This is a genomic window from Kribbella sp. HUAS MG21, assembly GCF_040254265.1.
Classification (GTDB): domain Bacteria; phylum Actinomycetota; class Actinomycetes; order Propionibacteriales; family Kribbellaceae; genus Kribbella.
This window is the reverse complement of sequence record NZ_CP158165.1, coordinates 7,195,635-7,220,675: the sequence shown is the minus strand read 5'-3', so window position 1 is coordinate 7,220,675 and position 25,041 is coordinate 7,195,635. Positions and strand designations below refer to the sequence as shown.

The window sequence follows — 25,041 nt, the reverse complement described above, 5'->3', positions numbered from 1 at the left end:
AGGTGAGCGGCTTTGTAGGGTTGGGCCCATGGTGGTGCGGTTGAGTGAGCGGCGGCCGGACGTGAGTCCGGACCGGCTGCTGTCGGAGTGCGTTCCGCCGCCGCGGTTCGCCGACGTCCGGTTCAACACGTACCGCCCGGATCCGGACGAGCCGTCGCAGGCGGAGGCGCTCGCGGCCTTGACCGCCCGCGCCACGACGCTGGCAACGCCCCGGCAGGCCCCGTCGCTCTGGTCCCGGCTACGTCCCCAGCGCACAGTCCAGGGCAAACCGGGCATCTACCTGGACGGCGGATTCGGAGTCGGCAAGACGCATCTCCTGGCATCGCTCTGGCACGAGTCATCCGGCCCGAAGATGTACTGCACCTTTGTGGAACTGACCAACCTCGTCGGCGCGCTCGGGCTGCGGACGGCGGTCGAGGCGCTGGCGTCGTACCGGCTGATCTGCATCGACGAGTTCGAGCTGGACGATCCCGGCGACACGATGCTGATCTCGCGGTTGCTCGGCCAGCTCGTCGAGGCAGGTGTGGAGTTCGCCGCCACCTCGAACACGTTGCCGGACAAGCTCGGCGAGGGCCGGTTCCAGGCGGTCGACTTCCTCCGCGAGATCCAGGGCCTCGCCGCGCGCTTCGACGTCCGGCGGGTCGACGGGCCCGACTACCGGCATCGCGGTCTCCCGGTCGCGCCGGAGCCTTGGCCGGACGAGAAGGTGGAGCAGGAGGCCGCGGTACGGCGGAACGCGTCGTGCGACCACTTCGTCGACCTGCACCGGCACCTGGCCGAACTGCATCCGAGCAAGTACGGCGCGCTCCTGGACGGGGTCGAGACGGTGGCGATCACCGACATCCGCCCGCTGACCGACGAGAACGTGGCACTGCGGATGGTCGTCCTCGCGGACCGCATGTACGACCGCAACCTGCCGCTGCTCGCGGGCGGCGTGCCACTCGACCAGCTGTTCTCCGCCGACATGCTCAAGGGCGGCTACCGGAAGAAGTACCTGCGGGCGTTGTCGCGGTTGATCGCGTTGGCCCGGGCCGCATGATTCCCTGAACGGATGAGGATCGCAGAGCATCGGCGGACGATCGCCCTGGTGCTGCTCGCCGTGGCGCTCGGGCTGCTGGTCGCGGGCCGGTTCGTGTCCTTCGACGCGGGCTCGCTGGACTGGATCTTCCCGCTCGGACCGCTCGCGGGGATCCCGGCCGTGACCGCGGTGGTGGTCGCGTGGCCGGAGCCGAAGGCCCGGTTGTGGCTGGGGATCGCGTTGGCGGTGCTGACCGCGTTCATCGTCTGGCAGAGCGTGGTGAACGTCGGCTTCCGGTTCATCTGGACTTCCCGCGAAGCGGAGTTGCCGTTCTTCGAGCTGCTCCTCTTCTTGCTGTCCTGCCTGATGCTCGCGACGGCCGGTGTGGCGCTGGGCGCTCCGCGATGGCTGTTGCGCATCCCGGCGTATCTGATCGGCGTGGCGGTGTTGTCGATCGTCGTCGCCGGGATCACCGGGTGGTACTACGCGCGGACGTGTGCCGACGCCGAGGAGGGAGGATGCATGGCCGTGCTCGGCGCGCTGACGTGGGGCGCGGGTGTGGTCGTCGCCAGTCCGGTGGTGATTCTGGTGATCGAGGTGATCTTGTGGCGGCGACGACGGCGGAAAGCCGCCGAAGCCGGCGGCGGATGAGGCAGGATGAACGGATGGCGAAGCAGAAGAAGGGCCAGAAGGTCGCTCACGAACCGGCCGTGACGGCATCGGCCGAGCAGACGGCCGATGGGGGACTGCGGGAGCTGTTGCGGGTTCCGGCCGGGCCGGTGGATCTGACGACGTACGACACGCGTGCGACGGCCGGGTTCAGCGGGACCAAGGAGGACGGCAAGCTCGCGCTGGAGAATCTCGGGGCCGAGGTGTCGGACTGGCAGGAGCGGCTGTTCGCCGAGGGGCGCAGCGGGGGTGAGCGGAGCATCCTCCTGGTGCTGCAGGGGATGGACACCTCCGGCAAGGGCGGCGTGATCCGGCACGGCGCGGGACTGATGGACCCGCAGGGCCTGAAGATCACCTCGTTCAAGGCGCCGACGCCGGCCGAGAAGCGCCGCGGGTTCCTGTGGCGGATCCGGCAGGCCGTCCCCGGGTACGGGCTGATCGGCATCTTCGACCGGTCGCACTACGAGGACGTGCTGATCGCCCGCGTCCGCGAGCTGGTCACGCCGGCCGTGTGGAGCAAGCGGTACGACCAGATCAACGACTTCGAGGCCGAGCTGGTCGCGAGCGGCGTGACGCTCGTGAAGTGCTACCTGCACATCTCGCCGGAGGAGCAGCGGCTCCGGCTGGACGCGCGGCTCGACGACCCGACCAAGCACTGGAAATACAACCCGGGCGACGTCGACGAGCGGATGCTGTGGCCGGACTACATGGAGGCCTACCACGCAGCGATCGAGCGCTGCAACACACCGCAAGCGCCGTGGTACGTCGTACCGAGCGACCGCAAGTGGTACCGGAACTGGGCCGTCACCACGATCCTCCTGGAGACGCTGAAGGAGCTGGACCCGCAGTGGCCCACCGCGGACTTCGACGTCGCGAAGGAGAAGAAGCGCCTCGCGGCGACCTGATCAGCTGTCGGGGTCGATGCCGTGCCGGCGGAGTAGTTCGCGCAGGGCGGCGACCTGTTCGTGGAGGCGCTCGTTCTCGTCGAGTACGGCGTTCAGTTCGGCGAGCAGGTGATGACGGCGGCCGTACGTCGTCCAGCTCGCCGACTGCTCCGCCTGCTCCTCCGCGACCACCTCGGCCACGACGGACTCGGACCGGCGGCGCCAGTTCATCCGCTGCTCGAGCTTGCGCCGGACCCGGTCGATGTCCTCGGCCAGTTTGGTGATGATCTGCCCGCCGACACCGTCACCGTCGTGCAGGACGCCGAGCAGCAGGTGCTCCGGCGCGACCTGCTCCGCGCCTCGGGCCCGGGCCTCGCCCCACGCGAACTCGAACGTGCTCCGCGCCCGCGGCGTGAACGGGATCGCGCCCGGGATCGCGCCGCTCTTGCCGCGGCCGATGATCTCCACCACGAGGTCCCGCACAGCGGGCGCGGTGATGCCCAGATCCGCCAGCACCCGTGCGGCGACGCCGGTCCCGTGCGCGATCACGCCGAGCAGCAGGTGCTCCGTGCCGACGTACACGTGGTCGAGGTTGCGGGCCTCTTCCTGTGCCAGGACGATGACCTGCCTGGCCTCCTCGCTGAACTGCTCGTACATCAGGTCTCCCCTCCACCAGTCGTGCAGCAGGTCGCCGAAGCCTTCGAGCAGTTCGAGCTTCAAGTGCTCGTGCAGATCCTCGGCCGTCACCGGGTGGTGCTCGAGCCGGCTGCGGATGAAGCTCGCGGCCAGCTGCGGGCCCGCCTCACCGGCGGCGATCTTGTCGAGCAGTTCGTCGACGTCCGCGACCGGCTCCAGCGCCAGCTCGGCCCGGTTCAGTGAGACGAACTGCAGCACCACCGCGACCGCGACCACTCGGTTGGCACCGTGGAACGGCCGCGCCCGGACGAGTCCGGCGAGCAGTACGCCGGCCGCTTCCGCCAGGACGCCGGCCTTCCGGGCGTCGTCCAGGACGCTGTCGATCGCGTCCAGGTCCGATCGGCGGACGACGTCGTCGGACCCGCAGCGCAGCACGCGCGCGGCGACCGCGAGGACGTCGTACCGGCCGAGATGACGCATCAGTCGTCTCCACGCAGCCGGCGCAGCGACTCCTCGTGCCGTGTCAGGTTCTCCTCGAGGAGCCGGCTGAACCGCGCGTCCTGCCGCCGCTGGTCCACCAGCGCCGCGATCGCCTCGCGCGCCACGTCGGACACCGACCGGCCTTCCACCGACGCCACGGTCTGCAGCCGCTCGGCCAGCGCCGGATCGAGCCGCAGCAGGATGTTCTTCGTCGAGTCCTTCGCCATAGCTATCAAGATATCACGCTATCGAACTCGCCGCCGCCCAGCCAACTTTGAGAAGCCACCGACCATTTTCTGGCCGCGAAAATGGTCGGTGGCTTCTCAAAGATGTGGCAGAGCGGGCGGTACGGCGCGGGGTGGCGGGGGTGATGAGGGTGGGGGGAGGGTGGGGGGATGCGAACAGATGTGGTGGTGGTGGGGTTGGGGGCGTTCGGGTCGGCGGCGCTGTGGCGGCTGGCGGCGCGGGGTGTGCAGGTCGTGGGGATCGAGCGGCAGGGCATCGGGCACGCGTTCGGGTCCTCGCACGGGACGACGCGGCTGTTCCGGGTGGCGTGCATGGAGAACCCGGCGCTGCCCGCGATCGCCCGGAAATCGCTGGCGTTGTGGACGGAGCTGGGGGAGCGGACCGGGGCGACGTACGTCCGGCAGACCGGCTCGCTGAACGTAGGCGCTCCGACGAGCGGGCCGGTGACCGGCGCCCGGGCGGCGGCCGCGGCCGGTGCGGCTCCGGTGACCGAGCTGACGCACGAGGAGTTGGCGGCGCGGTTCCCGCAGTACAACCTCGCGGCGGACGATGTCGCGGTGTGGGATCCCGGTGCCGGCATCTGCTACGCCGAGCCGACGGTGCGGGCGCAGGTCGCGGAGGCGCAGCGCCTGGGCGCGACCGTCTATCCGCACACGATGGTGACCGCGATCGACGTCGGCCCCGACGCGGTGACGGTCCGGACGCCGACCACGAGCATCACCGCCGACCAGGTCGTGATCAGCGCCGGCGCGTGGCTGGGCAAGCTCGTCCCGGACCTGCCGTTGTCACCGCGACGTACGCCGTTGTTCTGGTTCCAGCCGAAGGATCCGGCGTCGGAGGCGTTCCGGTTGCGGAACTTCCCGTCGTTCATCTGGGAGTTCGCCGACGGCCGAGGTCTGTGGGGACACGGCTCCGACGAGGATTTCCTGGTGAAGGTCGGCCTCGACGGCGCCGATCGGGACCGGGATATCGACCCGGACGAGCTGGACCGCTATATCCATCCGCGCAAGGACATCGCCGAGCTGGCCGCGGCGATCGCGGACGCGTTCCCGGAGCTCGACCCGGAGCCGGTGAAGTTGATGCCGTGCATGGTCACGGACTCGCCCGACGGACAGTTCCTGGTCGGTCGGTACGACGACCGCGTGGTGGTCGCGGGCGGTGACAGCGGACACGGCTTCAAGCACTGCGCCGGGCTGGGCGAACTCCTGGCCCAGATCACGACGAAGGAGACGCCCTACACGGACGTCTCCTTCGTGGACCCACACAGGTTCTAGGCAGTACGGACCAGTTCCGGGCGGGCGATGACCGGGCGCGGAGCCGGCTCGAGGGTGAGCAGGTCCAGGCCTGCCACGCCGTAGCGGAGCAGCACCAGCCGCGCCACCTCGGCGCTTACACCCAACGGCGCCGAGACAGCCACGGCACCCGCACGGCGGGACGTGGTCTCGGCCCGGTCCGGCAGTACGCCGGGCGCGAGGAACAGGGAGCCGACCGCCACGTGGCGGCGACCCTCCAGGCGCCACTGGAGGACGGCCTCGGCGGGCGACGGCGAGGCCGCGCACACGAACGCCGCGGTCACCGGGAGCTTGTGCCGCTGGCCCCACAGCCGCGCGAGGCGGGTGACGCTCGCGTTCGCGTGCGAGTCGCTGGAGCCGGCGCACGCCAGCACCAGCGCGTCCAGCTCCCGCACCCGGCCGTCCTTCAGTTCGGCGCGCATCCGGCGGTCGAGGACGTCGAGCAGCGTGTCGTCGTACCCGAGCACGTCGGAGGCGATGATCCGCAGGTTCGGGAACCGGCTCCGCGCCTCGTCGACGACCGCCGGGACGTCGATCTTGGCGTGGTACGCGGCCGACAGCAGCAGCGGCAGGACGACGACCTCCTCGACGCCTTCGGCGGCGAGCTTGCCGAGCACCTGGTACGGCGTGGGCGGGCAGTGGTCGAGGAAGGAGGCTTCGATCCGCAGGTCGTCACGCATGTCGCGGAGGCACTTGACGAGGGCGTGGACGGTGGCGGCCGAGCGCGGGTCGCGGCTGCCGTGGGCGAGGATCACGAGCGCTGGAGCAGTCACAGCAGTTCCCCTTCTTCGTCGTCGATCATGCCGGCCGCGAGCGTCCACCCGTCGTGGGCGTCGATCAGCAGGAACGATCCGGTGATGGCGTTGCTGGAGTACGGGTCGGCGGCCAGCGGCGCGGCGATCTTGAGCTGCACCTTGCCGATGTCGTTCAGGTGGAGCTCGGTGGCGTCGATGACTCCGAGCGTGTCGAGGTCCAGCGCGCCGGTGATCTTGGTGACGATCGCCTGCGCGGTGGTCGTGGTGTGCTTGATCAGCACCCGGGCCCCGACGGTCAGCGGCCGGTCGGACAGCCAGCTGACGGTGGCGGCCAGCTCCCGGCGGGTGCCGGGGGAGGCCTCGGCGGCGACGATCACCGAGCCGCGGGCGACGTCGATGTCGTCGGCGAGCCGGACCGTGACTGCCTCGCCGGCGACCGCGGACGGCCGCTCGACCACCGCGGTGCTGGTCGGCGTCACGACCGGCCGGTCGATGCCGGCGATCGTCGTCCGGCGGCCCGCGGGCAGCACGATCACCGGGTCGCCGACCGAGACGGTGCCGGAGGCAACGGTGCCGGTGTAGCCGCGGTAGTCGCGGTACTCGTCGTCGGTCTGCGGCCGGACCACGTACTGCACCGGGAAGCGCAGCGGCTGGTTCGAGCTGTCGGTGCGGCCGGTCGCGTTCTCCAGGAGCTCGAGCAGCGTCGGGCCGTCGTACCAAGCGGTCTGCGCGGACCGCTCGACGACGTTGTCGCCGACGAGCGCGGACACCGGGATCGCCTGCAGGTCCGCGATGCCGAGCTGGTCGGCGACCTCGTTGACGCTCTCGGCGATCTTCGTGAACACGGCCTCGTCGTAGTCGACCAGGTCGATCTTGTTCACCGCGAGGACGACGTGCGGGACCCGGAGCAGGCCGGCGACGGCCAGGTGCCGGCGGGTCTGCTCGAGGACACCGTGGCGGGCGTCGACCAGGATGATCACCACGTCCGCGGTCGACGCGCCGGTCACCGTGTTCCGGGTGTACTGCACGTGCCCGGGGCAGTCGGCCAGGATGAACGAGCGCTTGTCGGTGGCGAAGTACCGGTAGGCGACGTCGATCGTGATGCCCTGCTCGCGCTCGGCCCGCAGGCCGTCGGTGAGCAGCGCGAAGTCGAAGTCACCGCCGCGGGCCTCGGACACCGTCTTCACGTGCGCGATCTGGTCGGCGAGGATCGCCTTGCAGTCGTGCAGCAACCGCCCGACCAGCGTCGACTTGCCGTCGTCCACCGAGCCGGCCGTCGCCAGCCGCAACAGGGTGCTCATCAGAAGTACCCCTCTCGCTTGCGGTCTTCCATCGCGGCCTCGCTGGCCCGGTCGTCGGCGCGGGTGGCGCCGCGTTCGGTGATCTCGCTGGCCGCGACCTCGATCACGACCTCGGCCGCCGACGTCGCCGTGGAGGCGACGGCGCCGGTGCAGGACATGTCGCCGACCGTCCGGTACCGGACCTGGCGGCTGCTGACGGTCTCGCCGTCGCGCGGCCGCGAGTAGGGGCCGACGGCAAGCAACATGCCGTCGCGCTCGAACACCTCGCGCTCGTGCGCGTAGTAGATCGACGGCAGCGGGATCTGCTCGCGCTCGATGTAGTGCCAGACGTCCAGCTCGGTCCAGTTGGACAGCGGGAACACCCGCACGTGCTCACCCGGCCGGTGCCGCCCGTTGTACAGCGACCACAGCTCCGGCCGCTGGTTGCGCGGGTCCCACTGCCCGAACTCGTCGCGCAGGCTGAAGATCCGCTCCTTCGCCCGGGCCCGCTCCTCGTCGCGGCGGCCGCCGCCGAACACGGCGTCGAACCGGTGCGCGTTGATCGCGTCGAGCAGCGGGATCGTCTGCAGCTGGTTGCGGGTCCCGTCGGTGCGCTCGCGCAGCCGGCCGTCGGCGATGTACTCCTCGACGCTGGCCACCTCGAGCCGCAGCCCGAGTTGCTCGACCGTGGCGTCGCGATAGGCCAGGACCTCGGGGAAGTTGTGCCCGGTGTCGACGTGCAGCAACGTGAACGGCACCCCGGCCGGCGCGAACGCCTTCCGCGCCAGGTGCAGCATCACGATCGAGTCCTTGCCGCCGGAGAACAGGATCACCGGCCGCTCGAACTCCGCCGCCACCTCGCGGAACACGAAGATCGATTCGCTTTCCAGAGCATCGAGCTCGGTGACTGTGATGCTCATGTGTGCAACCCGCATTCCACCTTGCCGGTGCCCGCCCAGCGGCCGCTGCGCGGGTCCTCGCCCGGTGCGACGCGCTGGGTGCACGGCTCGCAGCCGATCGACGGGTAGCCGTCGTACTGCAGGAGGTTCACCAGGACGCCGTTGTCGTTGATGTACTGGTCCAGGTCCGCCTGCGTCCACGGCGCGATCGGGTTCAGCTTCACCATGTCGCGCTTCTCGTCGTACTCGACGACCGGGGTGTTCGCGCGGGTCGGCGCCTCCTCGCGGCGGATGCCGGTGACCCACGCCTTGTAGCCGGACAGGTACCGGTTCAGCGGCTCGACCTTGCGCAGCGCGCAGCACTTGTTCGGGTCGCGGGCGTACAGCTTCTCGCCGTACTCCGCGTCCTGCTCGGCCACGGTCTGCTTCGGCAGCGCGTTGATCAGGTTGATCGGCAGCGTCGCGGCGACCGCGTCCCGGGTGCCGATCGTCTCGGCGAAGTGGTAGCCGGTGTCGAGGAACAGTACGTCGACACCGGGCGCCGCCTCGGCCGCGAGATGGGGGAGCGCGCCGTCGGCCATCGAGGCGGTCACCACCAGCTCGTCGCCGAAGGTCTCGCGCGCCCACGCGAGCACCTCGACCGCCGACGCGTCGGCGAGCAGTTCGTTCGCCTCCTCGGCGAGCGTCTTCAAGTCACTCATTCCACCGTCACCCGCAACCCGATCATCTTCAGCTGGAACACCCGTGCGCACGGCCGGCACTCCCACGCGCCGTGGCCTTCTTCGGAGGGCCTGAGGTCCTCGTCCCCGCAGTACGGGCAATAGAGAGGTGCCGCACGCTCGCTCACTGGAGTGCCTCCTCGTCAGCTCGGGTGACCCACTGGGCGAACCGCTCGCCCTCGTTGCGCTCCTTCAGGTAGTTCTGGGTGACACGCTCCACGTAGTCGGTGAGGTCGTCCGCGGTGACCTTGTGGCCGCGGAGCTTCCGGCCGAAGCCGGCGTCCAGGCCGAGGCCGCCGCCGAGGTGCACCTGGTAGCCCGGCACCTGCTTGCCGTCGGCCCCCATCACCAGCTGGCCCTTGAGGCCGATGTCGGCGGTCTGGATCCGGGCGCAGGAGTTCGGGCAGCCGTTCAGGTTCACGGTGATCGGTACGTCGAGCTCCGGGATCCGCTCCTCGAGCTCCTCGATCAGCCGCGCGGCCTTCGCCTTGGTCTCGACGATCGCCAGCTTGCAGAACTCGATGCCGGTGCAGGCCATCGTGTTCCGCCGCCAGCCCGACGGGTTCGCCTGGAAGCCGAGCTTGTCCAGCGCGGCCACCAGCGAGTCGACCTGCGACTCCTCGACGTCCAGCACGAGCAGCTTCTGCTGCGCGGTGGTGCGGATCCGGTTCGACCCGTGCGCCGCGACGACGTCGGCGACCTTCGCGAGCGTCGTACCGGAGACGCGGCCGACGACCGGCGCGACGCCGACGAAGTACTTGCCGTCCTTCTGCTTGTGGACGCCGACGTGGTCACCCTGGACGGCCGGAACCTCCGGCGCCGGGCCGTCGATCAGCTTCCGCTTCAGGTACTTCGTCTCCAGCACGTCCCGGAACTTCTCGACGCCCCAGTCCGCGAGCAGGAACTTCAGCCGCGCCCGGTTCCGCAGCCGGCGGTACCCGTAGTCGCGGAAGATGCTGGTCACGCCCCACCAGGCCTCGGCGACCTCGTCGCGCGGGATCCAGGTGCCCAGCCGCTGGGCGAGCATCGGGTTCGTCGACAGGCCGCCGCCGACCCACAGGTCGAAGCCCGGGCCGTGCTCCGGGTGCACGACGCCGACGAACGCGATGTCGTTGACCTCCGGTACGACGTCGTGCGACGGGTGACCGGTCAGCGCGGTCTTGAACTTCCGCGGCAGGTTCGAGAACTCGGTCGAGCCGATGTACTTCTCGACGATCTCCTCGATGGCCGGCGTCGGGTCGATGATCTCGTCGGCCGCGATGCCCGCGACCGGGCTGGCGATCACCACCCGCGGTACGTCGCCACACGCCTCGGTGGTGTAGAGCCCGACGGACTCGAGCTGCTGCCAGATCGCCGGCACGTCCTCGATCGCCACCCAGTGCAGCTGGATGTTCTGCCGGTCGGTGATGTCCGCGGTGTCGCGCGCGTACCGCGTGGAGACCTCGGCGATCACCTTGAGCTGCTCGGTCGTCAGCTGCCCGCCCTCGACCCGGACCCGCATCATGAAGTAGCGGTCGTCCAGCTCCTCCGGCTCGAGCGTCGCGGTCTTGCCGCCGTCGATGCCGGGCTTGCGCTGGGTGTACAGCCCCCACCAGCGGAACCGGCCGCGCAGGTCGGCGGGGTCGATCGAGTCGAAGCCGCGGTGCGCGTAGACGTTCTCGATCCGGGCCCGGACGTTCAGGCCGTCGTCGTTCTTCTTGTTCTCTTCGTTCTTGTTCAGCGGCTCGCGGTATCCGAGTGCCCACTGGCCCTCGCCCTTGCCCTTGCGGGGGCGGGCCGGTTTGCGGGCAGCGGGAGTGGTGACGCCGGCAGTCATCGGGGGCGTGTCCTTGTCCTCGTGACAGGTGCTCACCGAGGGCGGCAGGATCGAAGCGTCGTCGGTTCGATACGTTCCGCGCGGTGCGCACCCAGGGGTGATCGGGGGTGATCAGGGGCCGTCGTTGGCCCGGGCAGGGTGGCTGTCAGAACATCGAAGGACAACAGATGGCGCTGCGCATCCGCCCGAGGTCGACATGAATGCGACCTACGAGGTGGGTGGAGAGGGCAGCGAGCATGTCCACAAGCGTCAGCGCCAGAGGCTGACAAATCAACTCCCGTTCCTACATCTTGAGACCCGATCTCACGATGTGGCTATGTCTAGCAGTCTGGTCGAGATTGGATCGGTAGTATCGCGGCTTCCACAAGAACTCTTGTGCAAGAGTTCTTGTGGAAGCTACCGTGTGGTTCATGACCCCCGCGAACCGCCGTACCGTGACGCCGTCCGTGCTCGCCGCGATCCACCATCCGCTGCGCCGCCGGCTGATCGACCTGCTGCACGTCGACGGCCCGGCGACCGCGTCGGCGCTGGCCGGGGTGACCGGAGAACTTGTCGGCAACGTGAGCCATCACCTGAAGGTTCTCGCGTCCGCGGGCGTGATCGTCGAAGCCCCTGAGCTCGCGAAGACCCGGCGCGAACGGTGGTGGCGGATCGGCGACACCTCGGAGTACTCCTGGTCGATCGCGGACGCCGAGGGCGATCCGGCGGGCGAGCTGGTGGCGGCCACCGCCGAGGACGCGAACCTGGCTCATCACGTCGGGAAAGTGCGCCAGTGGTTCGACATGCGGCACGAGTTCGACGAGCCCTGGGTGCGGGCGGCGTACGCGACCGAGAGATGGCTCACATTGACGCCCGAGCAGCTCACCGAGCTCAGCGAGCGGGTCGAGGAGCTGGTTCGCGAGTACGTCGACGCGCCGGCCGCGGGCGACGACGCCCGCCGGGTCTTCTTCTTCGCGCACGCGGTCCCGGCCCGGCCGTGAGCACCGACGTCTTTCCGCCGCTCCGGAGGGACCGTCGGGTACACGGGTGGATCGCGTCGGTCGCGGTCTCGCAGGCCGGCGACATGGCCTGGTATGTCGGCCTCGCCTGGAGCGCGGCCCAGGTCACGACCCCGGCAGGCGCCGGGCTGGTGATGGGCATCGGGGCGCTGCCCAAGGCGCTCATCCTGCTGTACGGCGGTGCGCTCGCGGACCGGTTCGACGGGCGCCGGACGATGATCCTCGCCAACCTGGCGCGGATCGTCGTACTGACCGTCGCGGCAGTGGCCCTGGCGATCTGGGGGTTGTCGCTCGCGTTGCTGCTGGCCGTGGCGGTCGTGTTCGGCGTGGTCGACGCGCTCTACACACCGGCTTCGGGCACGCTGCCGCGGCGGATGGTGCGCTCGGACGACCTGGTGAAGCTGTCGGCGGGGACGCAGTTGGCCCAGCGGCTCGCGGTCTTCGCCGGTGCGCCGCTCGGCGGGCTGCTGGTTGCGCACGGCGGGCTGGGCGCCGTGATGGTCGTCGACGCGGCGTCGTTCGTGGTGATCGCGGTCGCGCTGGCGTTCCTGGTGAAGCCGCGGCTGCCGCAGCCGGTGTCCACCGGGCGCTCGATCCGCGCCGACCTGCGCGACGGGTTCGCTTACCTCAAGCGCGACACGCGGGCGCGGACGCTGGTGATCGCGTTCTCGGGCCTCAACCTGTGCGTCGGACCGATCCTCGCGGTCGGCCTGGTGCAGCGCACGCACGAGGCGGGGTGGGGCTCGGCCTGGTTCGGGTGGTTCGAGGCGTGCTCCGGGCTCGCGGCCGCGGCCGGTGCCGTGGTGGCGATGCGGTGGAAGCCTGCCGATCTCGCGCGGTCGGGGCTGCTCGCGCTGGTCGTCCAGGCGGCCGGGTGCGCGCTGATCGGGGTCGCTCCGAAGTACGCCGTTTTCGTGGCGATGGCGATGATCGGCTGTACGGCGGGGATCGCGTCGGCGCAGCTCTCGGCGGCGTTCCAGCAGTCGGTCGATCCGTCGTACCTCGGCCGCAGTTTCAGCATCGTGAACCTGTCCGACGAGGCGCTGATGCCGCTCGCGATGACCGGGTTCGGGGCGTTGATCAGTCTGTCCGGGATCGCCGTCGCCTGTGTGCTCGTCGCCGCCGGGTTCGCCGCGCTGATGGTCTGGTCGGCGATCCGGGTGAACCGCTGAGGGCTGTACTCCGGGAGTCCGGTGCGCTACCGTCCGTGCCAATATTAGGAAACTTTCCTAACGGTTGGTGGGAGGGAGTCAATCGTGAGGTTCTCGCGTCGGGTTCTCGGTGTGCTGACGACGGCTGGTCTGGTGAGTGGTCTGGTGGTGGGTCCGCTCGGTGCCGCGGAGGCGGCGGGCGGTGGTGTGGTGCGGGTGAACCAGCTCGGGTACGGCGCCTTCGACGGCAAGGCGGCGTACGTGATGACGCGCGATGCCGCGACCGGCGTGCGCTTCCAGGTCGTGGATCGGCACGGGAGGCGGGTGCTGACCGGACCGATCGGTGCCGACGCGGGGGAGTGGAATGCGACGTACCGGCACGTCTACCAGCTCGATCTTTCCACCTTGAAGACACCTGGAAGCTACCGCCTCGAGGTACCGGGCGCGGCGGCGGCCGACTTCGAGGTGCGCGCCTCGTCCGCCCGGCTGCGGACCGGCGCGAAGGACAAGGCGGTCGGGTTCTTCACCGCGCAGCGGGACACCGCGCACCACAACGACCGGGCTGCGTCGGTCTACGAGACACCGGAGTTCGCTGGGCCGGACACCGACCAGACCGTCGGTGAACTGCGACAGCTCGGCGGGCCCGTCGACGTCAGCGGCGGCTGGTACGACGCCGGCGACTACCTGAAGTTCACGCACATCGCGGCGTACTCGGACTCGTTGCTCTGGGCATCGGCCCGGGACCGGCGGGACCGGACGGTGCTCGCGGAGGCTCGGCACGGCCTGGACTGGCTGGACCGGATGTGGGACGAGCGGACCCGGACGCTCTACATCCAGGTCGGTGTGGGGACCGGGAACGTCGAGGGGACGTTCATCGGCGACCACGACATCTGGCGGCTGCCGGGCGTCGACGACAACCTGACCGACCCGTCCGAACGCCACCTGCGGAACCGTCCCGTGTTCCGCGCGGCCGTGCCGGGTCAGCCGATCAGTCCGAACCTGGCCGGCCGGACGGCGGCGGCGTTCGCGCTGGCCGCGCAGGTCGAGCCGAACCGCGCGACCGCTCGCCGGCACCTGGAGACGGCCGCCCAGATCTTCGCGCAGGCGAAGACCGAGAACGTCGGGCAGCTGGTCACGTCGCTGCCGTTCGCGTTCTACCCCGAGACCGCGTGGCGCGACGACCTGGAGCTGGGAGCGACCGAGTTGGCACTCGCCGCGCGGCGGCTGGGAGACCGGCGGGCAGGCGCATGGCTGCGGCGGGCCGGCCACTGGGCGACGCAGTACCTCGAGCACGAGGCCGGCGGCGACACGCTGAACCTGTACGACGTCAGCGCGCTCGCGCACGCGGACCTGATCCGCGCAGCGTCGGCGGACCGTCCCTTGGTACGGCGGCTCGCGGGTGATCTCCGGGCCCAACTGGAGATCGGCGCGGCGCGCGCGAAGGGCGATCCGTTCCGGGCCGGCGCGCAGTACGACAACTTCGACGCCGTACCGCACGCCTTCGGGCTGGCGGCGACCGCGCGGCTGTACCGGCAGACGACCGGCGACCGGCGGTACGACGACTTCGGGCAGCAGCAGCTCGACTGGACCTTCGGGGCGAACCCGTGGGGCGTGTCGTTCATGATCGGCGTCGGCCGGACCGCCGAGCGCTGCCCGCACCACCAGATCGCGAACATCACCGGCCGCGAGCTGACCGGCGCGGTGGTCAATGGACCGAACTCGGCCGGGCTCTTCGAGGAAGGCCTCGGCGACCACCTCGACGGCATGAACCCGTGCCCCGCCGACGGCGTCGACCGGTACGCCGAGTTCACGGGCCGCGGCTCCCGCTACGTCGACGACGTCCGCTCGTGGCAAGCCTCCGAACCGGCCGACGACTTCGCCGCGATCGCCGTCTACGCCCTCACGTAAACTCGCGCGGGTGCCGGCCCGGGAACGCGTCACGACCGCTCGCGAGATCGCCGCGCAGGTGCGATCGGGGGCGAGAACGGCGCTGGAGGTGGTCGAGCAGGCGCTCGACGCCGCCTGGCGCCTCGACCCGGTGCTGCATTTCCTCGACGAGCTGGATCCCGAGGGTGCGCTCGCGGCGGCGAAGGCGGAGCCGACCGGGCCGTTGGCCGGCGTGCCGTTCCTGATCAAGTCCCGGACACCGCCGGAGTCGCCGCTGCTCGCGCGGCTGGTCGCGGCCGGCGCGACCCCGATCGGCTGGTCGACGCGGGCGCGGGCGGGTGCGGTCTCGCTGACGTTCGGCTGGAACGGGCGGGAGTACACGCGCAATCCGTGGGACCTCACGCGTTCGCCGGGCGGTTCGACGGCGGGCGGGGCTGCGGCGGTGGCTGCTGGCGTCGTACCGCTGGCGACGGGTGGTGACAGTGGCGGCTCGTTGCGGATCCCGGCGTCGTTCTGCGGGATCGTCGGGTTCAAGGGGACGTACGGGCGGATCCCGCGGCCGGGTGGGCGGCCGCTCGGCGGGCTGACCACGGCCGGGCTGATCGGCGCCGATCTCGACGACGTGATCGTTGCCACCAGCATCGCGAGCGGTCCGGACCGCCTCGACCCGACGGCCCTCCCGCACTGGCCGGTGCCGTCGCGGCTGGAGCGCCCGTGGCGGATCGCGTACCACTCGACGCTCGGTGAATGCGCCGCCGACCCCGGCGTCGATCGCGTACTGCGGGAACGCCTCGCGGAGGTCGATGTCGAGGTGGTCGACGTACCCCTGGAGTTGGCTCCGACCGACGAGGCGTGGTCGGTGCTGTCGGCGCTGGACAACGGGCGCGGCGTGGACGCTGCCGGAGCCCGTCGGGCCCGGCAGGTGCGGGATCTCGACAACACCGCGCTGGCCGACCTGTTCGCGACCGTCGACGCCCTGGTGACTCCGACCACGCTGACTGTTGCCCATGGCTACGACCAGCACGAGCAGAGCATCGTCACCGGCGACCCGTGCTGGGTGTTCAACGTGACCGGCCATCCGGCCGTGAGTGTGCCGGTCGGCCTGTCGGAAGGTTTGCCGGTAGGCGCTCAGGTCGTGACGCCGCACGGCGCGGACGACGTTGCCCTGGCAGTGGCTCGGCGACTGCTGGTCGAGCTGCCACCGCCGCCGGTCAGCGTGGGTGTTCGGCGCGCCAGTTCTTGATCAGTTGTTCCATGTCGGTGTGGATGAAGGCGAAGAAGTCGGCGGCCTCGGTCAGCCGGCGGCCGACGGGGGAGTCCTCGCCGAACAGGGCCGCGCCCGAGCGGCTGGTCGACTCCCACTCGCCGAGCGCCAGGTTGCGGCGCTCGAGGATCGCGGCGAAGACGTCCTCGCGGATCCGGTAGTGGTCCTTGCGGGACCCGGGCAGCCGCTCGCGGGAGATGAACGAGACCTGCAGCAACTGCCGGACAGCACCGGACACGGCCGGCTGGCTGATCTGCAGCGCCTCCGCGAGCTCGGCCGCCGTCATCGTCCCGGTCGGGCTGACCAGCATCGCGCCCATCACGCGCGCCGACATCGTCGGCACGCCGCTGCTCGCCAGCACGCCCGCGAACCGCTCGACGAACCGGCTGATCTCCTCGGGGGTGGGCTCGGCCATGCCCGCACCCTACCTCAACTATTACAACCTTCTGATAATTCAACGCCCGCTCCTCGCCGTCGGGGAGCGGGCGTCGACCGGGTCAGCTGAGCTCGAGGCCCGGGTACAGCGGGAACTTGTCGAGCATCTCGGCCGAGGCGGCCTTGGTCTTGTCGGCGACCCCGTCCGCCAGCACGTACTTCGCCTTGGACGGCGCACCCGCCGACGTCGTGGTCGGCGTCGTCGCGGACAGCACGTCGACGATCAGCTCCGCGACCCGGTCGAACTCGTCGGCGCCGAACCCGCGCGTGGTGAGCGCCGGCGTACCGATCCGGACGCCGGAGGTGTACCAGGCGCCGTTCGGGTCGCGCGGTACGGCGTTCCGGTTGGTGACGATGCCCGCGTCCAGCAGCGCCGACTCGGCCTGCCGGCCGGTGATGCCGTACGACGAGACGTCGAGCAGAACGAGGTGGTTCTCGGTGCCGTCCGTCACGAGCTTCACGCCGCGCTTCATCAGGCCCTCGGCCAGCGCGACCGCGTTGTCGGCGACCGCCTGCGCGTAGTCACGGAACGCGGGCTGCTTCGCCTCGGCCAGCGCGACCGCCTTCGCGGCCATCGTCTGGCTGAGCGGTCCGCCCAGGACCATCGGGCAGCCGCGGTCGACGGACTCGGCGTACTCCGGCTGGCACAGCACCATGCCGCCGCGCGGGCCGCGCAGCGACTTGTGCGTCGTGGTCGTGGTGACGTGCGCGTGCGGGACCGGGTCGAAGTCGCCGGTGAACACCTTGCCCGCGACCAGGCCGGCGAAGTGCGCCATGTCGACCATCAGCGTCGCGCCGACCTCGTCGGCGATCTCGCGCATCTTGGCGAAGTTCACCTTGCGCGGGTACGCCGAGTAGCCGGCGATCAGGATCAGCGGCTTGAACTCGCGCGCGGCCCGGGCGACCTCGTCGTAGTCGAGCAGGCCGGTCTCCGGGTTGGTGCCGTAGGACTGCTGGTTGAACATCTTGCCGGAGATGTTCGGCCGGAAGCCGTGCGTCAGGTGACCGCCGGCGTCCAGCGACATGCCGAGCATCTTCTGGTCGCCGAGCGCCTTGCGGAGCTTGGTCCAGTCCTCCTCGGTCAGGTCGTTGACGTGCTTCGCGCCGGCCTCGGCCAGCGCCGGGGACTCGATCCGCTGGGCCAGGATCGCCCAGAACGCGACCAGGTTCGCGTCGATGCCGGAGTGCGGCTGGACGTAGGCGTGCGGGGCGCCGAACAGCTCCCGCGCGTGGTCGGCGGCGGTCTGCTCGACGGTGTCGACGTTCTGGCAGCCGGCGTAGAAGCGGTGCCCGACGGTGCCCTCGGCGTACTTGTCCGACAGCCAGTTGCCCATCGTCAGCAAGGTGGCGGGGGAGGCGTAGTTCTCGCTCGCGATCAGCTTCAGCGAGGACCGCTGGTCGGCCAGCTCGGCCCTGATCGCGCCGGCGATGGTGGGCTCCACCGCGGCGATCACCTGCAGCGCGTTGTTGTACGCGGCCGACGCGGCGGCGGCGTCGAAGGGTTGAGTCATCGTTGTCTCTCCTGCGGTTGCACGGGTCGAAGGCACCCAGGCGCACGGTGCCGACGGGTTTCGCTCCCCGGTGGTTCTCCACCTTCAGCGCGCCAGTCGCGACGCCTCACCCTATCGCGCGCTCGACGATCTGCTCGAAGGACATCGTCCGTGGGAGCGTCCCGAAAACCCCACCCCAGTCCTTCGCCAGCCGGGACGCCACGAACGCGTCCGCGACCGCCGGGGTCGAGTACCGGACCAGCAGCGACGCTTGCAGGCACAAGGCCATCAGCGCGGCCAGCCTGCGCGCCCCGGCTTCCGCGTTCTCGATGTCAGCAAGCGCTTGCAGTACGTCGTTCACGGCCGCGTCCAGCCGCTGGTCGGCTCCTTGTACGGCGGCCATCTCGGTCAGCCAGGCGTCGAGGGCTTCCGGTCGCCGCAGCGCCCGCAGGACGTCGAGCGCGTTCACGTTCCCCGACCCTTCCCAGATCGAGTTCAGCGGCGACTCCCGGTACAGCAGCGGCAACCCCGACTCCTCGACGTACCCGTTCCCACCGAGGCACTCCAGCGCCTCCGCCACCATGAACGGCGTCCGCTTGCACACCCAGAACTTCGCCAGCGGCAGAGCGATCCGCCGGAACGCAGCTTCCTGAAGCGCGCCCCGCTCCACCCCAGGCCCGCCGGCGTGGGAGGCGTCGACGGCTGCGGCGAGGCGCATGGCGAGGGCTGTCGCGGCTTCGGACTCGATCGCCAGATCCGCCAGCACGTTCTGCATCGCCGGCTTGTCCGCCAGCAACCCACCGAAGGCACTGCGGTGCTTCGTGTGCCAGATGGCTTCGACGAGCGCCCGCCGCTGCAGCGCGGCCGAGCCGAGCACGCAGTCCAGCCGCGTGGCGGCGACCATCTCGATGATCGTGCGGACGCCGGCGCCCTCGTCGCCGAGGCGGTACCCGATGGTGCCGTGGAACTCGACCTCCGACGACGCGTTCGACCGGTTCCCGAGCTTGTCCTTGAGCCGTTGCAGCGCGAACTGGTTCCGGTTGCCGTCGGCAAGCACCCGCGGTACGACGAAGCAGCTGAGCCCGTCCGGCGCCTGCGCGAGCACGAGGAACACATCGACCTGCGGCGCCGAGCAGAACCACTTGTGCCCGTTCAGCCGGTACACGTCCCCGACGGGCGTCGCCGTCGTGAGGTTCGCCCGGACGTCGGACCCGCCCTGCTTCTCGGTCATCCCCATCCCGGCGAGCACGCCACGCTTCTCCCCGGCCGGCAGCCGGCGTACGTCGTACTCCGTGGCCGCCAGCGCCGGGACCCACTCCTTGGCGAGCCGCTCGTCGGCCCGCAGTGCCGGTACGGCGGCGTACGTCATCGAGATCGGGCATCCGTGCCCGGGCTCGACCTGCGACCACAGGTAGAACCCGGCTGCCCGGGTCAGGTGCGGTGTCGGATGATCACTTGTCCAGGGTGCCGCCTGCAGCCCGAAGCCGACGGCCTGCTCCATCAGCCAGTGCCACGACGGGTGGAACTCGACCTCGTCGACACGGTTCCCGTACCGGTCGTGGGTGCGCAGTACGGGCGGGTTCTGGTTCGCCGGGAGGGCGTGCGCGCGCGCCTCCTCGGACCCCGCGAGCTCACCGATCCGGTGCAGGGCGGGATCGCCGCTGAGGTCGGCGTATGGACGCAGAGCGTCACCGAGGCCCGCGTCGCGGGTGAAGAAGTTCACGCCCCGCAGTGGGGGAGCCTGATTCGTTACCGCGAATGGGTCCGCCATGTCAGTACGGTAAGCGGTATGGCACGTATCGGGGCAGGACCCACGGGTGGGAGGTCCCTCTCATTGGCCTGGGTTCGCAAGGTCCCGGCGACGACCTGGAAGCTGCTCACCCAGACGGTCGGGGTCTGTCTGCGGTACCGGGTCACCGGTCTCGCGGCCGAGGGGGCGTTCTTCGCGATCCTCTCGCTGCCGCCACTGATCTTCGGGCTGGCGGGCAGCCTCGGGTACATCGCGAGCCGCTACTTCGAGGTCGAGACGATCGACGAGATCAAGCAGCAGATCGCCGACCTGGCGGCCCGGGCGCTGACCGTCGACTCGGTGCAGAGCGTGATCGTGCCGACCCTGGACCAGGTCCTCAGCGGCGGCCGGCCGGACGTGATCTCGATCGGTTTCGTGCTGGCCCTGTGGTCCGGCAGCCGCGCGCTGAACGTGTTCGTCGACACCATCACGATCATGTACGGGATGGGCGGCAAGCGCGGCATCGTCCGGACCCGCGCGCTGTCGTTCTCGCTGTACTGCGCGGCGCTGGTGATCGGCGTCATCGTGCTGCCGCTGGTGCTGGCCGGACCGGACGCCGTCGACGCCCTGCTGCCGCACCGGCTGGACTTCCTGAACCAGCTGTACTGGCCCGTCGTCACGATCCTCTCCGCGGGCTTCCTGAACACCCTGTACCACCTCTCGGTCCCGATCCGGACGCCGTGGGTCTCGGACCTGCCGGGGTCCTTCCTGGCGCTGTCGATCTGGATCCTGGGCAGCTTCGTACTCCGCTGGATCCTGCAGAGCACGGTCGGCGGTACGTCGATCTACGGGCCGCTGGCGGCGCCGATCGCCGTACTGATGTGGCTCTACATGACCGCGATCGCCGTACTGATCGGCGCCGCGCTGAACGCGGTCGTGGACCGGTTGTGGCCGCACAAGGCGCATGTTGCCGAGGTCAAGGAGACGGCCGAGGAGGCGGACCACGAAGAGATCGAGCCGGTGATGAAGGCAGAGGCCGAGCCGCATCACGAGCACGGTCACCCGCTGACGCCGGTGGCCGAGGAGGAGCGGAGCGAGGCCGAGCTCGGGCGGAAGGTCGAGAAGCTCGCGGAGCACCCGCCGAAGACCGCCCGCCGGGCCGAGTCTCACGCCGAGTCTCACGCTGAGTCTCACGCTGAGTCTCACGCTGAGTCTCATGCGGAGGCTGAGGGTGAAGCTCAAGTCGAGGGTGATGGCGCACGGAGCCCCGCCCCGATCGGAAAACCCGGTGCGCAGAGTGACACCGACGACCTACGCTGACGGCATCGCGACACACGGTCCCGGCTCTCGGGACCCCTGGGACTTGGGAAGGGAGGCACCCGCCATGAGCTACGCAAGGGCCCACCGGCTCGCTGTCTCCCACACCGTCCGTCCGCCGAGCTGATCTCGCGGCCGGACCCTCTGAAAGGTTCGCCGCATGTCAGCCACACTCCAGGCCCTGGGACTCGACGGTTCCACGGCCGACTTCCTGCAGTCCGTCCCGGACGAGCTGGTCCCGGGACGCGTCGCCCGGGTCGACAAGGGCCTCGCGACAGTACTCACCGAGAACGGGCCCGTGCGCGCCAGCTGGTCCGGCGCGTTGCTCGCCGAGCTGGCTTCTGACCCCCAGGCCGGCCCGTGCACGGGGGACTGGGTCGTCCTGCGGTTCTGGCCGGACGACCGGATCACGGTCGAGTCGGTGCTGCCCCGCCGGTCGGCGATCGTCCGGGCCGAGGTCGGCGGCTCGTCGCGCGGGCAGGTGCTCGCGTCGAACGTCGACGTGATCGCGATCGTGGTCGGGCTCGTGCCGGAGCCGAACATCGTCCGGATCGAGCGCTTCATGGCGCTGGCATGGGAGAGCGGGGCACGGCCGGTCGTCGTACTGACGAAGGCTGACCTGGTCAGTGACGCCGAGCTCGTGGCTGAGGACGTAGCTGCTGCTGCGCCCGGTGCGGACGTGCTGGTGTGCAGTGCGACCACCGGGGCCGGCATGGACGGCGTACGGGCGCTGCTGGACGGGGACGCGACGCTGGCGTTGCTGGGGTCGAGTGGTGCGGGGAAGTCGTCGCTGGTGAACGCGCTGGCCGGTGTCGAGCTGCTGGATGTGCAGGACATCCGGGAGGACGGCAAGGGGCGGCACACCTCGGTACGGCGGGAGCTCATCGTGCTGCCCGCTGGTGGCGTCGTCATCGACACGCCGGGGTTGCGGGGGATCGGTCTGCAGGAGAGCGGTGAGGGGCTGGCCGCGGCGTTCCCGGACATCACCGAGCTGGCGGAGCAGTGCAAGTTCAAGGACTGCTCGCACCAGGCGGAGCCGGCGTGTGCGGTCCGGGCGGCGTTGGAGGACGGGACGCTGCCGTACCGGCGCTACGAGAGCTGGGTGAAGCTACAGCGCGAGGCGGCGTACATGGCCCGGCGCGCGGACGCTCGGCTGCGGGCGGAGGCGAAGAAGGACTGGGTGCGGGCCAGCAAGTCGTACCGCCGGGACATCAAGCCGCGCCAGTGACAAGCCCTCGCCGACGGTCCTTCGGGCGGTGATGAAAGGATCGGTGCGTGAACCGATCAGTGCTGGTGACGGGGGCTTCGCGGGGGATCGGTGCGGCGACGGCGCGGGCGTTCGCGGCCGCGGGTGACCGGGTGGCGGTGCACTACAGCGCCTCCGGCGCGGCCGCCGCGGAGGTGGTGAAGGACCTGCCCGGCTCGGGGCACCTCATGGTGCAGGCCGACCTCGCGGATCCGGCCGCGATCGAGACGATGGTGTCGGACGCGGCCGCGGCGCTGGGCGGTATCGACGTACTCGTGAACAACGCCGGCGTCTACCACCCGCACCGCATCCGCGAGACGACGTACGCCGAATGGCAGCAGGCGTGGGCGGACACGCTCGCGGTGAATCTCGTGGGTCCGTCCAACGTCACGTGGTGCGCGGTCCGGCACATGACGCGCGGCGGGCGGATCGTGAACGTGTCGTCGCGCGGCGCCTTCCGCGGCGAGCCGAACCAGCCCGCGTACGGCGCCTCGAAGGCGGCGATCGTCTCGTTGACGCAGTCGCTGGCCCGGGCGCTGGGCCCGGAAGGCATCGCGGTGACCGCGATCGCGCCGGGGTGGACGGTGACGGACATGGCGGCCGTGAACCTGGCGGGCGACGGCTACGACCGGCGGCGGCTCGAGAGCCCGCTCGAGCGGGTGGCCGATCCGTCGGAGGTCGCCGCGGCGATCGTATACCTGGCGTCGGCCGAGGCCGAGTTCGCGACCGGGACGGTGCTGGACTTCAACGGCGGGTCGTACCTGCGGATGTAAATCGCGTCGACGGGCTCGCTGGGGACTGGTTAGGGTCCTGCTCGTGCATCGCATCATCACTCCGCCGGCCGCCGCTTAGCGGACGGCTCCTTTCGCGCTCGGGTCTCGCGGCCCGGGCTACTTCGGCCTGTTCGCAGACGCCCCGACCATTCGTTGTGCGAACACCATCCGGAGTGTCCGATGCATCATCGTCTCTCGACCCGGCGTGCCTTCGGGTACGTCGTCATCGCCGGTCTGGCGTGGGGTACCGGCGGCCCCACCGGCGCCTTGCTATCGCAGTACGCCGGTTTGTCGCCGCTGGCTATCTCGTTCTGGCGGCTGGCCGCTGCGGCTTTGTGGCTGGCGCTGTTCGTGCCTGCTTCGAGCCGCGTGTTGGTGGCAGCGAGCCCGCTTCGCTATGTCTTCAGCGGTGCCGGGCTCGCGGTCTGTCAGTTGGGGTATTTCCTGGCGATTCCGCGGGTCGGTGTTGGTGTCGCGACCGTGATCGCGCTGGGTGCGGCGCCCATTCTGATCACTGTCGCCACCCGCGAGCGGGTCACGTTCGCTACCTGCGCGGCTGTCGGCGGGCTGGTCCTGCTGACAGCTTCTGGCTCTGGCTCTGCGAATCTCCTCGGCATCGCGGCGGCCGTCGCGTCCGCGGCCGGCTACTCGTTGACAACGCTGTTGAACCGCAACACCCCGGATCCGATCACGACGGCCTTCGTGGGCTTCGTCGTCGGAGCCGTCATCCTCCTACCGTTCGCCGCGCTACCCACCACGGCTGTCGGCTGGCTGCTGATCGCGTACTTCGGCCTGGTGCCGACGGCGCTGGCCTACACACTCTTCTACTCGGGCCTCCGCACGTTGACCGCCTCGACCGCATCCGTCATCGCTCTGCTCGAACCTGTGGTCGCCGCAGCGATCGGTGTCTTCGCTTTCGGGGAGCATCTAACTCCGATGGCGCTAGCGGGAGGAGTGATCGTTCTGCTCGCCGTCGCGGCGCGGGCGAGGTCCTAATTCGATTGCCGACCGGTCATGCCCGCCGAGACGATGCGGGCATGACCGTCACGCAGCTCGACCCGGCCGACTCGGCGGCGCTCGGCCAGTGGTACGACCTGATGGTCGCGGTCACGCGGCACGACGTACCCGACTTCCCGACGCCCAGCCGGCTCGCGCTGGTGGCCCGCTTCCAGCAGCCGTTGGGCTCCGTGACCGAGGAGGCGTTGCTCGCGTGGTCCGGCGGCCGGGTGGTCGGCGTGGCGTCGTACCAGCTGCCCCGGACGGAGAACCTCGGCAAGCTCGACCTCGAGCTGATCGTGCATCCGCAGTACCGCTGTCGTGGCATCGGCACGCGGCTGCTGTCGGAGGTGTACGCGGTCGCCCGGCGGCACGGCCGCACCCTGATCGAGGTCGAGACGGTCCGCGCGCTGCCCGGCGGGGTCACCCGCGACGAGGCCGGCTACCGCTACCTGACGAACCGCGGCCACCGGCCCGGGGCTGTCGGCATCAGGTCCCGGTACGACGTCGGCGCCACAGCCGACGAGGCTCTGCTCGCCGAGGCGTGGAGCCATGCGGACGGCTACTCCCTGGTGCAGTGGCGGGACGCCGTACCCGAAGAGCTGATCGACGACGTAGCCGCACTCCAGAGCCGCCTCATGCTGGACGCCCCGAGCGGCGACCTGGCGGTGGAGCAGCAGGTGTACGACGCCGACCGGGTCCGCGACCAGGAGAAGTCCGAACTGGCGCGAGGCTTCCACTGGTACTCGACCGCGGCCCGCCACGACCGCACCGGCCAACTGGTGGCCCGCACCAAACTGGCCTTCGAGTCCGCCGACGACACCCACGCCCGCCAACGAACCACGATCGTGGAACCGTCCCACCGAGGCCACCGCCTAGGCCTGCTGATCAAGTCCGCCAACCACACCTACACCCAGTCCCACGAGCCGGCCCTCCGCCACATCGACGCCTGGAACACCGAACAGAACCACCCCATGAGAGCCGTCAACACCACCCTGGGCTTCCACCCCATAGACACCTGGCCCACCTTCCAACTGCCAGTCCCCGCCAGCTGAGCCGAC

Annotated in this window: 23 protein-coding genes and 1 riboswitch; of the genes, 13 read left to right on the top strand and 10 right to left on the bottom strand. The window is 70.3% G+C overall.

All coding sequences use genetic code 11. The annotated features are described in order from the left end of the window. Positions 1-28: 28 nt before the first annotated feature. From zapE to ABN611_RS34855, 3 genes are read left to right on the top strand one after another with little or no spacing between them, the layout of a single operon-like run. Complete coding sequence (gene zapE / locus ABN611_RS34865) at positions 29-1,039, top strand: cell division protein ZapE (protein WP_350276551.1); 1,011 nt, start codon at positions 29-31, stop codon at positions 1,037-1,039. A gap of 12 nt (positions 1,040-1,051) precedes the next feature. Continuing rightward, on the top strand, positions 1,052-1,669 hold the full coding sequence (locus ABN611_RS34860) for a hypothetical protein (RefSeq protein WP_350276550.1): 618 nt from the start codon (positions 1,052-1,054) through the stop codon (positions 1,667-1,669). A 14-nt stretch (positions 1,670-1,683) separates the two neighbouring features. Further along, positions 1,684-2,592 carry a PPK2 family polyphosphate kinase gene (locus ABN611_RS34855; protein WP_350276549.1) on the top strand — a complete coding sequence of 303 codons (909 nt, stop codon included), beginning with the start codon at positions 1,684-1,686 and terminating at the stop codon, positions 2,590-2,592. Here the strand turns inward: ABN611_RS34855 and ABN611_RS34850 are convergent, their stop codons facing one another. Together ABN611_RS34850 and ABN611_RS34845 are read right to left on the bottom strand one after the other, a co-directional pair. Then, positions 2,593-3,687: a Clp protease N-terminal domain-containing protein gene (locus ABN611_RS34850; RefSeq protein WP_350276548.1), complete on the bottom strand. Its 1,095-nt coding sequence runs from the start codon at positions 3,685-3,687 to the stop codon at positions 2,593-2,595. It abuts the gene before it with no gap. Beyond that, positions 3,687-3,914 (bottom strand): ribbon-helix-helix protein, CopG family, encoded by a 228-nt coding sequence (locus ABN611_RS34845; RefSeq protein WP_350276547.1) that lies wholly within the window; start codon positions 3,912-3,914, stop codon positions 3,687-3,689. Before ABN611_RS34845 ends, ABN611_RS34850 begins: the two co-directional genes overlap by 1 nt. Before the next feature lie 168 nt (positions 3,915-4,082). Here ABN611_RS34845 and solA point away from each other — a divergent pair, with 168 nt between their 5' ends. Continuing rightward, positions 4,083-5,207: an N-methyl-L-tryptophan oxidase gene (gene solA / locus ABN611_RS34840; protein ID WP_350276546.1), complete on the top strand. Its 1,125-nt coding sequence runs from the start codon at positions 4,083-4,085 to the stop codon at positions 5,205-5,207. On the opposite strand, the gene ABN611_RS34835 is transcribed toward solA, so the two are convergent. From ABN611_RS34835 to ABN611_RS34815, 5 genes are all read right to left on the bottom strand, one after another. Next, complete coding sequence (locus ABN611_RS34835) at positions 5,204-5,998, bottom strand: sirohydrochlorin chelatase (protein WP_350276545.1); 795 nt, start codon at positions 5,996-5,998, stop codon at positions 5,204-5,206. The genes solA and ABN611_RS34835 overlap by 4 nt on opposite strands. After that, the gene (locus tag ABN611_RS34830; protein ID WP_350276544.1) at positions 5,995-7,281 is read right to left on the bottom strand and encodes a GTP-binding protein; all 1,287 of its coding nucleotides are present in this window, start codon (positions 7,279-7,281) and stop codon (positions 5,995-5,997) included. The genes ABN611_RS34835 and ABN611_RS34830 overlap by 4 nt, the downstream gene beginning before the upstream one ends. After that, the gene (gene cysD / locus ABN611_RS34825) at positions 7,281-8,180 is read right to left on the bottom strand and encodes a sulfate adenylyltransferase subunit CysD (protein ID WP_350276543.1); all 900 of its coding nucleotides are present in this window, start codon (positions 8,178-8,180) and stop codon (positions 7,281-7,283) included. The genes ABN611_RS34830 and cysD overlap by 1 nt, the downstream gene beginning before the upstream one ends. Beyond that, the gene (locus ABN611_RS34820; protein ID WP_350276542.1) at positions 8,177-8,860 is read right to left on the bottom strand and encodes a phosphoadenylyl-sulfate reductase; all 684 of its coding nucleotides are present in this window, start codon (positions 8,858-8,860) and stop codon (positions 8,177-8,179) included. The genes cysD and ABN611_RS34820 overlap by 4 nt, the downstream gene beginning before the upstream one ends. A 142-nt stretch (positions 8,861-9,002) precedes the next feature. Continuing rightward, a complete protein-coding gene (locus ABN611_RS34815) occupies positions 9,003-10,694 on the bottom strand; it encodes a nitrite/sulfite reductase (RefSeq protein ID WP_350276541.1) in 1,692 nt (563 codons plus the stop codon). A gap of 410 nt (positions 10,695-11,104) precedes the next feature. On the opposite strand from ABN611_RS34815, the gene ABN611_RS34810 reads away from it, so the two are divergent. The 4 genes from ABN611_RS34810 (at position 11,105) to ABN611_RS34795 (ending at position 15,973) form a co-directional block, all read left to right on the top strand. Beyond that, positions 11,105-11,674 carry a winged helix-turn-helix domain-containing protein gene (locus tag ABN611_RS34810; RefSeq protein WP_350276540.1) on the top strand — a complete coding sequence of 190 codons (570 nt, stop codon included), beginning with the start codon at positions 11,105-11,107 and terminating at the stop codon, positions 11,672-11,674. Further along, complete coding sequence (locus ABN611_RS34805) at positions 11,671-12,864, top strand: MFS transporter (RefSeq protein ID WP_350276539.1); 1,194 nt, start codon at positions 11,671-11,673, stop codon at positions 12,862-12,864. The genes ABN611_RS34810 and ABN611_RS34805 overlap by 4 nt, the downstream gene beginning before the upstream one ends. An 84-nt stretch (positions 12,865-12,948) precedes the next feature. Beyond that, positions 12,949-14,751, top strand: coding sequence for a glycoside hydrolase family 9 protein (locus ABN611_RS34800; protein WP_350276538.1), 1,803 nt, complete (start codon positions 12,949-12,951; stop codon positions 14,749-14,751). 10 nt (positions 14,752-14,761) lie between these two features. Beyond that, positions 14,762-15,973, top strand: a complete 1,212-nt coding sequence (locus ABN611_RS34795) for an amidase (protein WP_350276537.1) — start codon at positions 14,762-14,764, stop codon at positions 15,971-15,973. Here the strand turns inward: ABN611_RS34795 and ABN611_RS34790 are convergent. The 3 genes from ABN611_RS34790 to ABN611_RS34780 all read right to left on the bottom strand — a co-directional run bounded on the left by ABN611_RS34790 (position 15,942) and on the right by ABN611_RS34780 (position 19,690). Continuing rightward, complete coding sequence (locus tag ABN611_RS34790; RefSeq protein ID WP_350276536.1) at positions 15,942-16,409, bottom strand: MarR family transcriptional regulator; 468 nt, start codon at positions 16,407-16,409, stop codon at positions 15,942-15,944. The two genes, ABN611_RS34795 and ABN611_RS34790, sit on opposite strands and share 32 nt — an antisense overlap. Positions 16,410-16,491: 82 nt before the next feature. Next, complete coding sequence (locus tag ABN611_RS34785) at positions 16,492-17,940, bottom strand: glycine hydroxymethyltransferase (RefSeq protein WP_350276535.1); 1,449 nt, start codon at positions 17,938-17,940, stop codon at positions 16,492-16,494. A gap of 27 nt (positions 17,941-17,967) precedes the next feature. Next, a riboswitch (ZMP/ZTP riboswitch) is annotated at positions 17,968-18,050 on the bottom strand. Next, entirely contained in the window at positions 18,047-19,690 is a 1,644-nt protein-coding gene (locus tag ABN611_RS34780) for an acyl-CoA dehydrogenase family protein (protein WP_350276534.1), read from the bottom strand. (Overlaps the previous riboswitch by 4 nt.) 63 nt (positions 19,691-19,753) lie before the next feature. Between ABN611_RS34780 and ABN611_RS34775 the strand changes: the two genes are divergently transcribed. The 5 genes from ABN611_RS34775 (at position 19,754) to ABN611_RS34755 (ending at position 25,035) form a co-directional block, all read left to right on the top strand. Beyond that, positions 19,754-20,968, top strand: coding sequence for a YhjD/YihY/BrkB family envelope integrity protein (locus ABN611_RS34775; RefSeq protein ID WP_350276533.1), 1,215 nt, complete (start codon positions 19,754-19,756; stop codon positions 20,966-20,968). A gap of 157 nt (positions 20,969-21,125) precedes the next feature. Further along, positions 21,126-22,193, top strand: coding sequence for a ribosome small subunit-dependent GTPase A (gene rsgA / locus ABN611_RS34770; protein ID WP_350276532.1), 1,068 nt, complete (start codon positions 21,126-21,128; stop codon positions 22,191-22,193). Positions 22,194-22,240: 47 nt separating this feature from the next. Next, positions 22,241-22,984, top strand: coding sequence for an SDR family oxidoreductase (locus tag ABN611_RS34765; protein ID WP_350276531.1), 744 nt, complete (start codon positions 22,241-22,243; stop codon positions 22,982-22,984). Positions 22,985-23,137: 153 nt separating this feature from the next. Continuing rightward, entirely contained in the window at positions 23,138-23,980 is an 843-nt protein-coding gene (locus tag ABN611_RS34760) for an EamA family transporter (protein WP_350276530.1), read from the top strand. A 41-nt stretch (positions 23,981-24,021) separates the two neighbouring features. After that, positions 24,022-25,035 (top strand): GNAT family N-acetyltransferase, encoded by a 1,014-nt coding sequence (locus tag ABN611_RS34755; protein ID WP_350276529.1) that lies wholly within the window; start codon positions 24,022-24,024, stop codon positions 25,033-25,035. Positions 25,036-25,041: the final 6 nt, after the last annotated feature.

What these genes read in the sequence shown, in the direction of transcription:
- zapE (WP_350276551.1), top strand. Translation starts at nt 29, where the DNA reads ATGGTGGTGCGGTTGAGTGAGCGGCGGCCGGACGTGAGTCCGGACCGG.
- ABN611_RS34860 (WP_350276550.1), top strand. Translation starts at nt 1,052, where the DNA reads ATGAGGATCGCAGAGCATCGGCGGACGATCGCCCTGGTGCTGCTCGCC.
- ABN611_RS34855 (WP_350276549.1), top strand. Translation starts at nt 1,684, where the DNA reads ATGGCGAAGCAGAAGAAGGGCCAGAAGGTCGCTCACGAACCGGCCGTG.
- ABN611_RS34850 (WP_350276548.1), bottom strand. Translation starts at nt 3,687, where the DNA reads ATGCGTCATCTCGGCCGGTACGACGTCCTCGCGGTCGCCGCGCGCGTG.
- ABN611_RS34845 (WP_350276547.1), bottom strand. Translation starts at nt 3,914, where the DNA reads ATGGCGAAGGACTCGACGAAGAACATCCTGCTGCGGCTCGATCCGGCG.
- solA (WP_350276546.1), top strand. Translation starts at nt 4,083, where the DNA reads ATGCGAACAGATGTGGTGGTGGTGGGGTTGGGGGCGTTCGGGTCGGCG.
- ABN611_RS34830 (WP_350276544.1), bottom strand. Translation starts at nt 7,281, where the DNA reads ATGAGCACCCTGTTGCGGCTGGCGACGGCCGGCTCGGTGGACGACGGC.
- cysD (WP_350276543.1), bottom strand. Translation starts at nt 8,180, where the DNA reads ATGAGCATCACAGTCACCGAGCTCGATGCTCTGGAAAGCGAATCGATC.
- ABN611_RS34820 (WP_350276542.1), bottom strand. Translation starts at nt 8,860, where the DNA reads ATGAGTGACTTGAAGACGCTCGCCGAGGAGGCGAACGAACTGCTCGCC.
- ABN611_RS34815 (WP_350276541.1), bottom strand. Translation starts at nt 10,694, where the DNA reads ATGACTGCCGGCGTCACCACTCCCGCTGCCCGCAAACCGGCCCGCCCC.
- ABN611_RS34810 (WP_350276540.1), top strand. Translation starts at nt 11,105, where the DNA reads ATGACCCCCGCGAACCGCCGTACCGTGACGCCGTCCGTGCTCGCCGCG.
- ABN611_RS34790 (WP_350276536.1), bottom strand. Translation starts at nt 16,409, where the DNA reads ATGGCCGAGCCCACCCCCGAGGAGATCAGCCGGTTCGTCGAGCGGTTC.
- ABN611_RS34785 (WP_350276535.1), bottom strand. Translation starts at nt 17,940, where the DNA reads ATGACTCAACCCTTCGACGCCGCCGCCGCGTCGGCCGCGTACAACAAC.
- ABN611_RS34780 (WP_350276534.1), bottom strand. Translation starts at nt 19,690, where the DNA reads ATGGCGGACCCATTCGCGGTAACGAATCAGGCTCCCCCACTGCGGGGC.
- rsgA (WP_350276532.1), top strand. Translation starts at nt 21,126, where the DNA reads ATGTCAGCCACACTCCAGGCCCTGGGACTCGACGGTTCCACGGCCGAC.
- ABN611_RS34755 (WP_350276529.1), top strand. Translation starts at nt 24,022, where the DNA reads ATGACCGTCACGCAGCTCGACCCGGCCGACTCGGCGGCGCTCGGCCAG.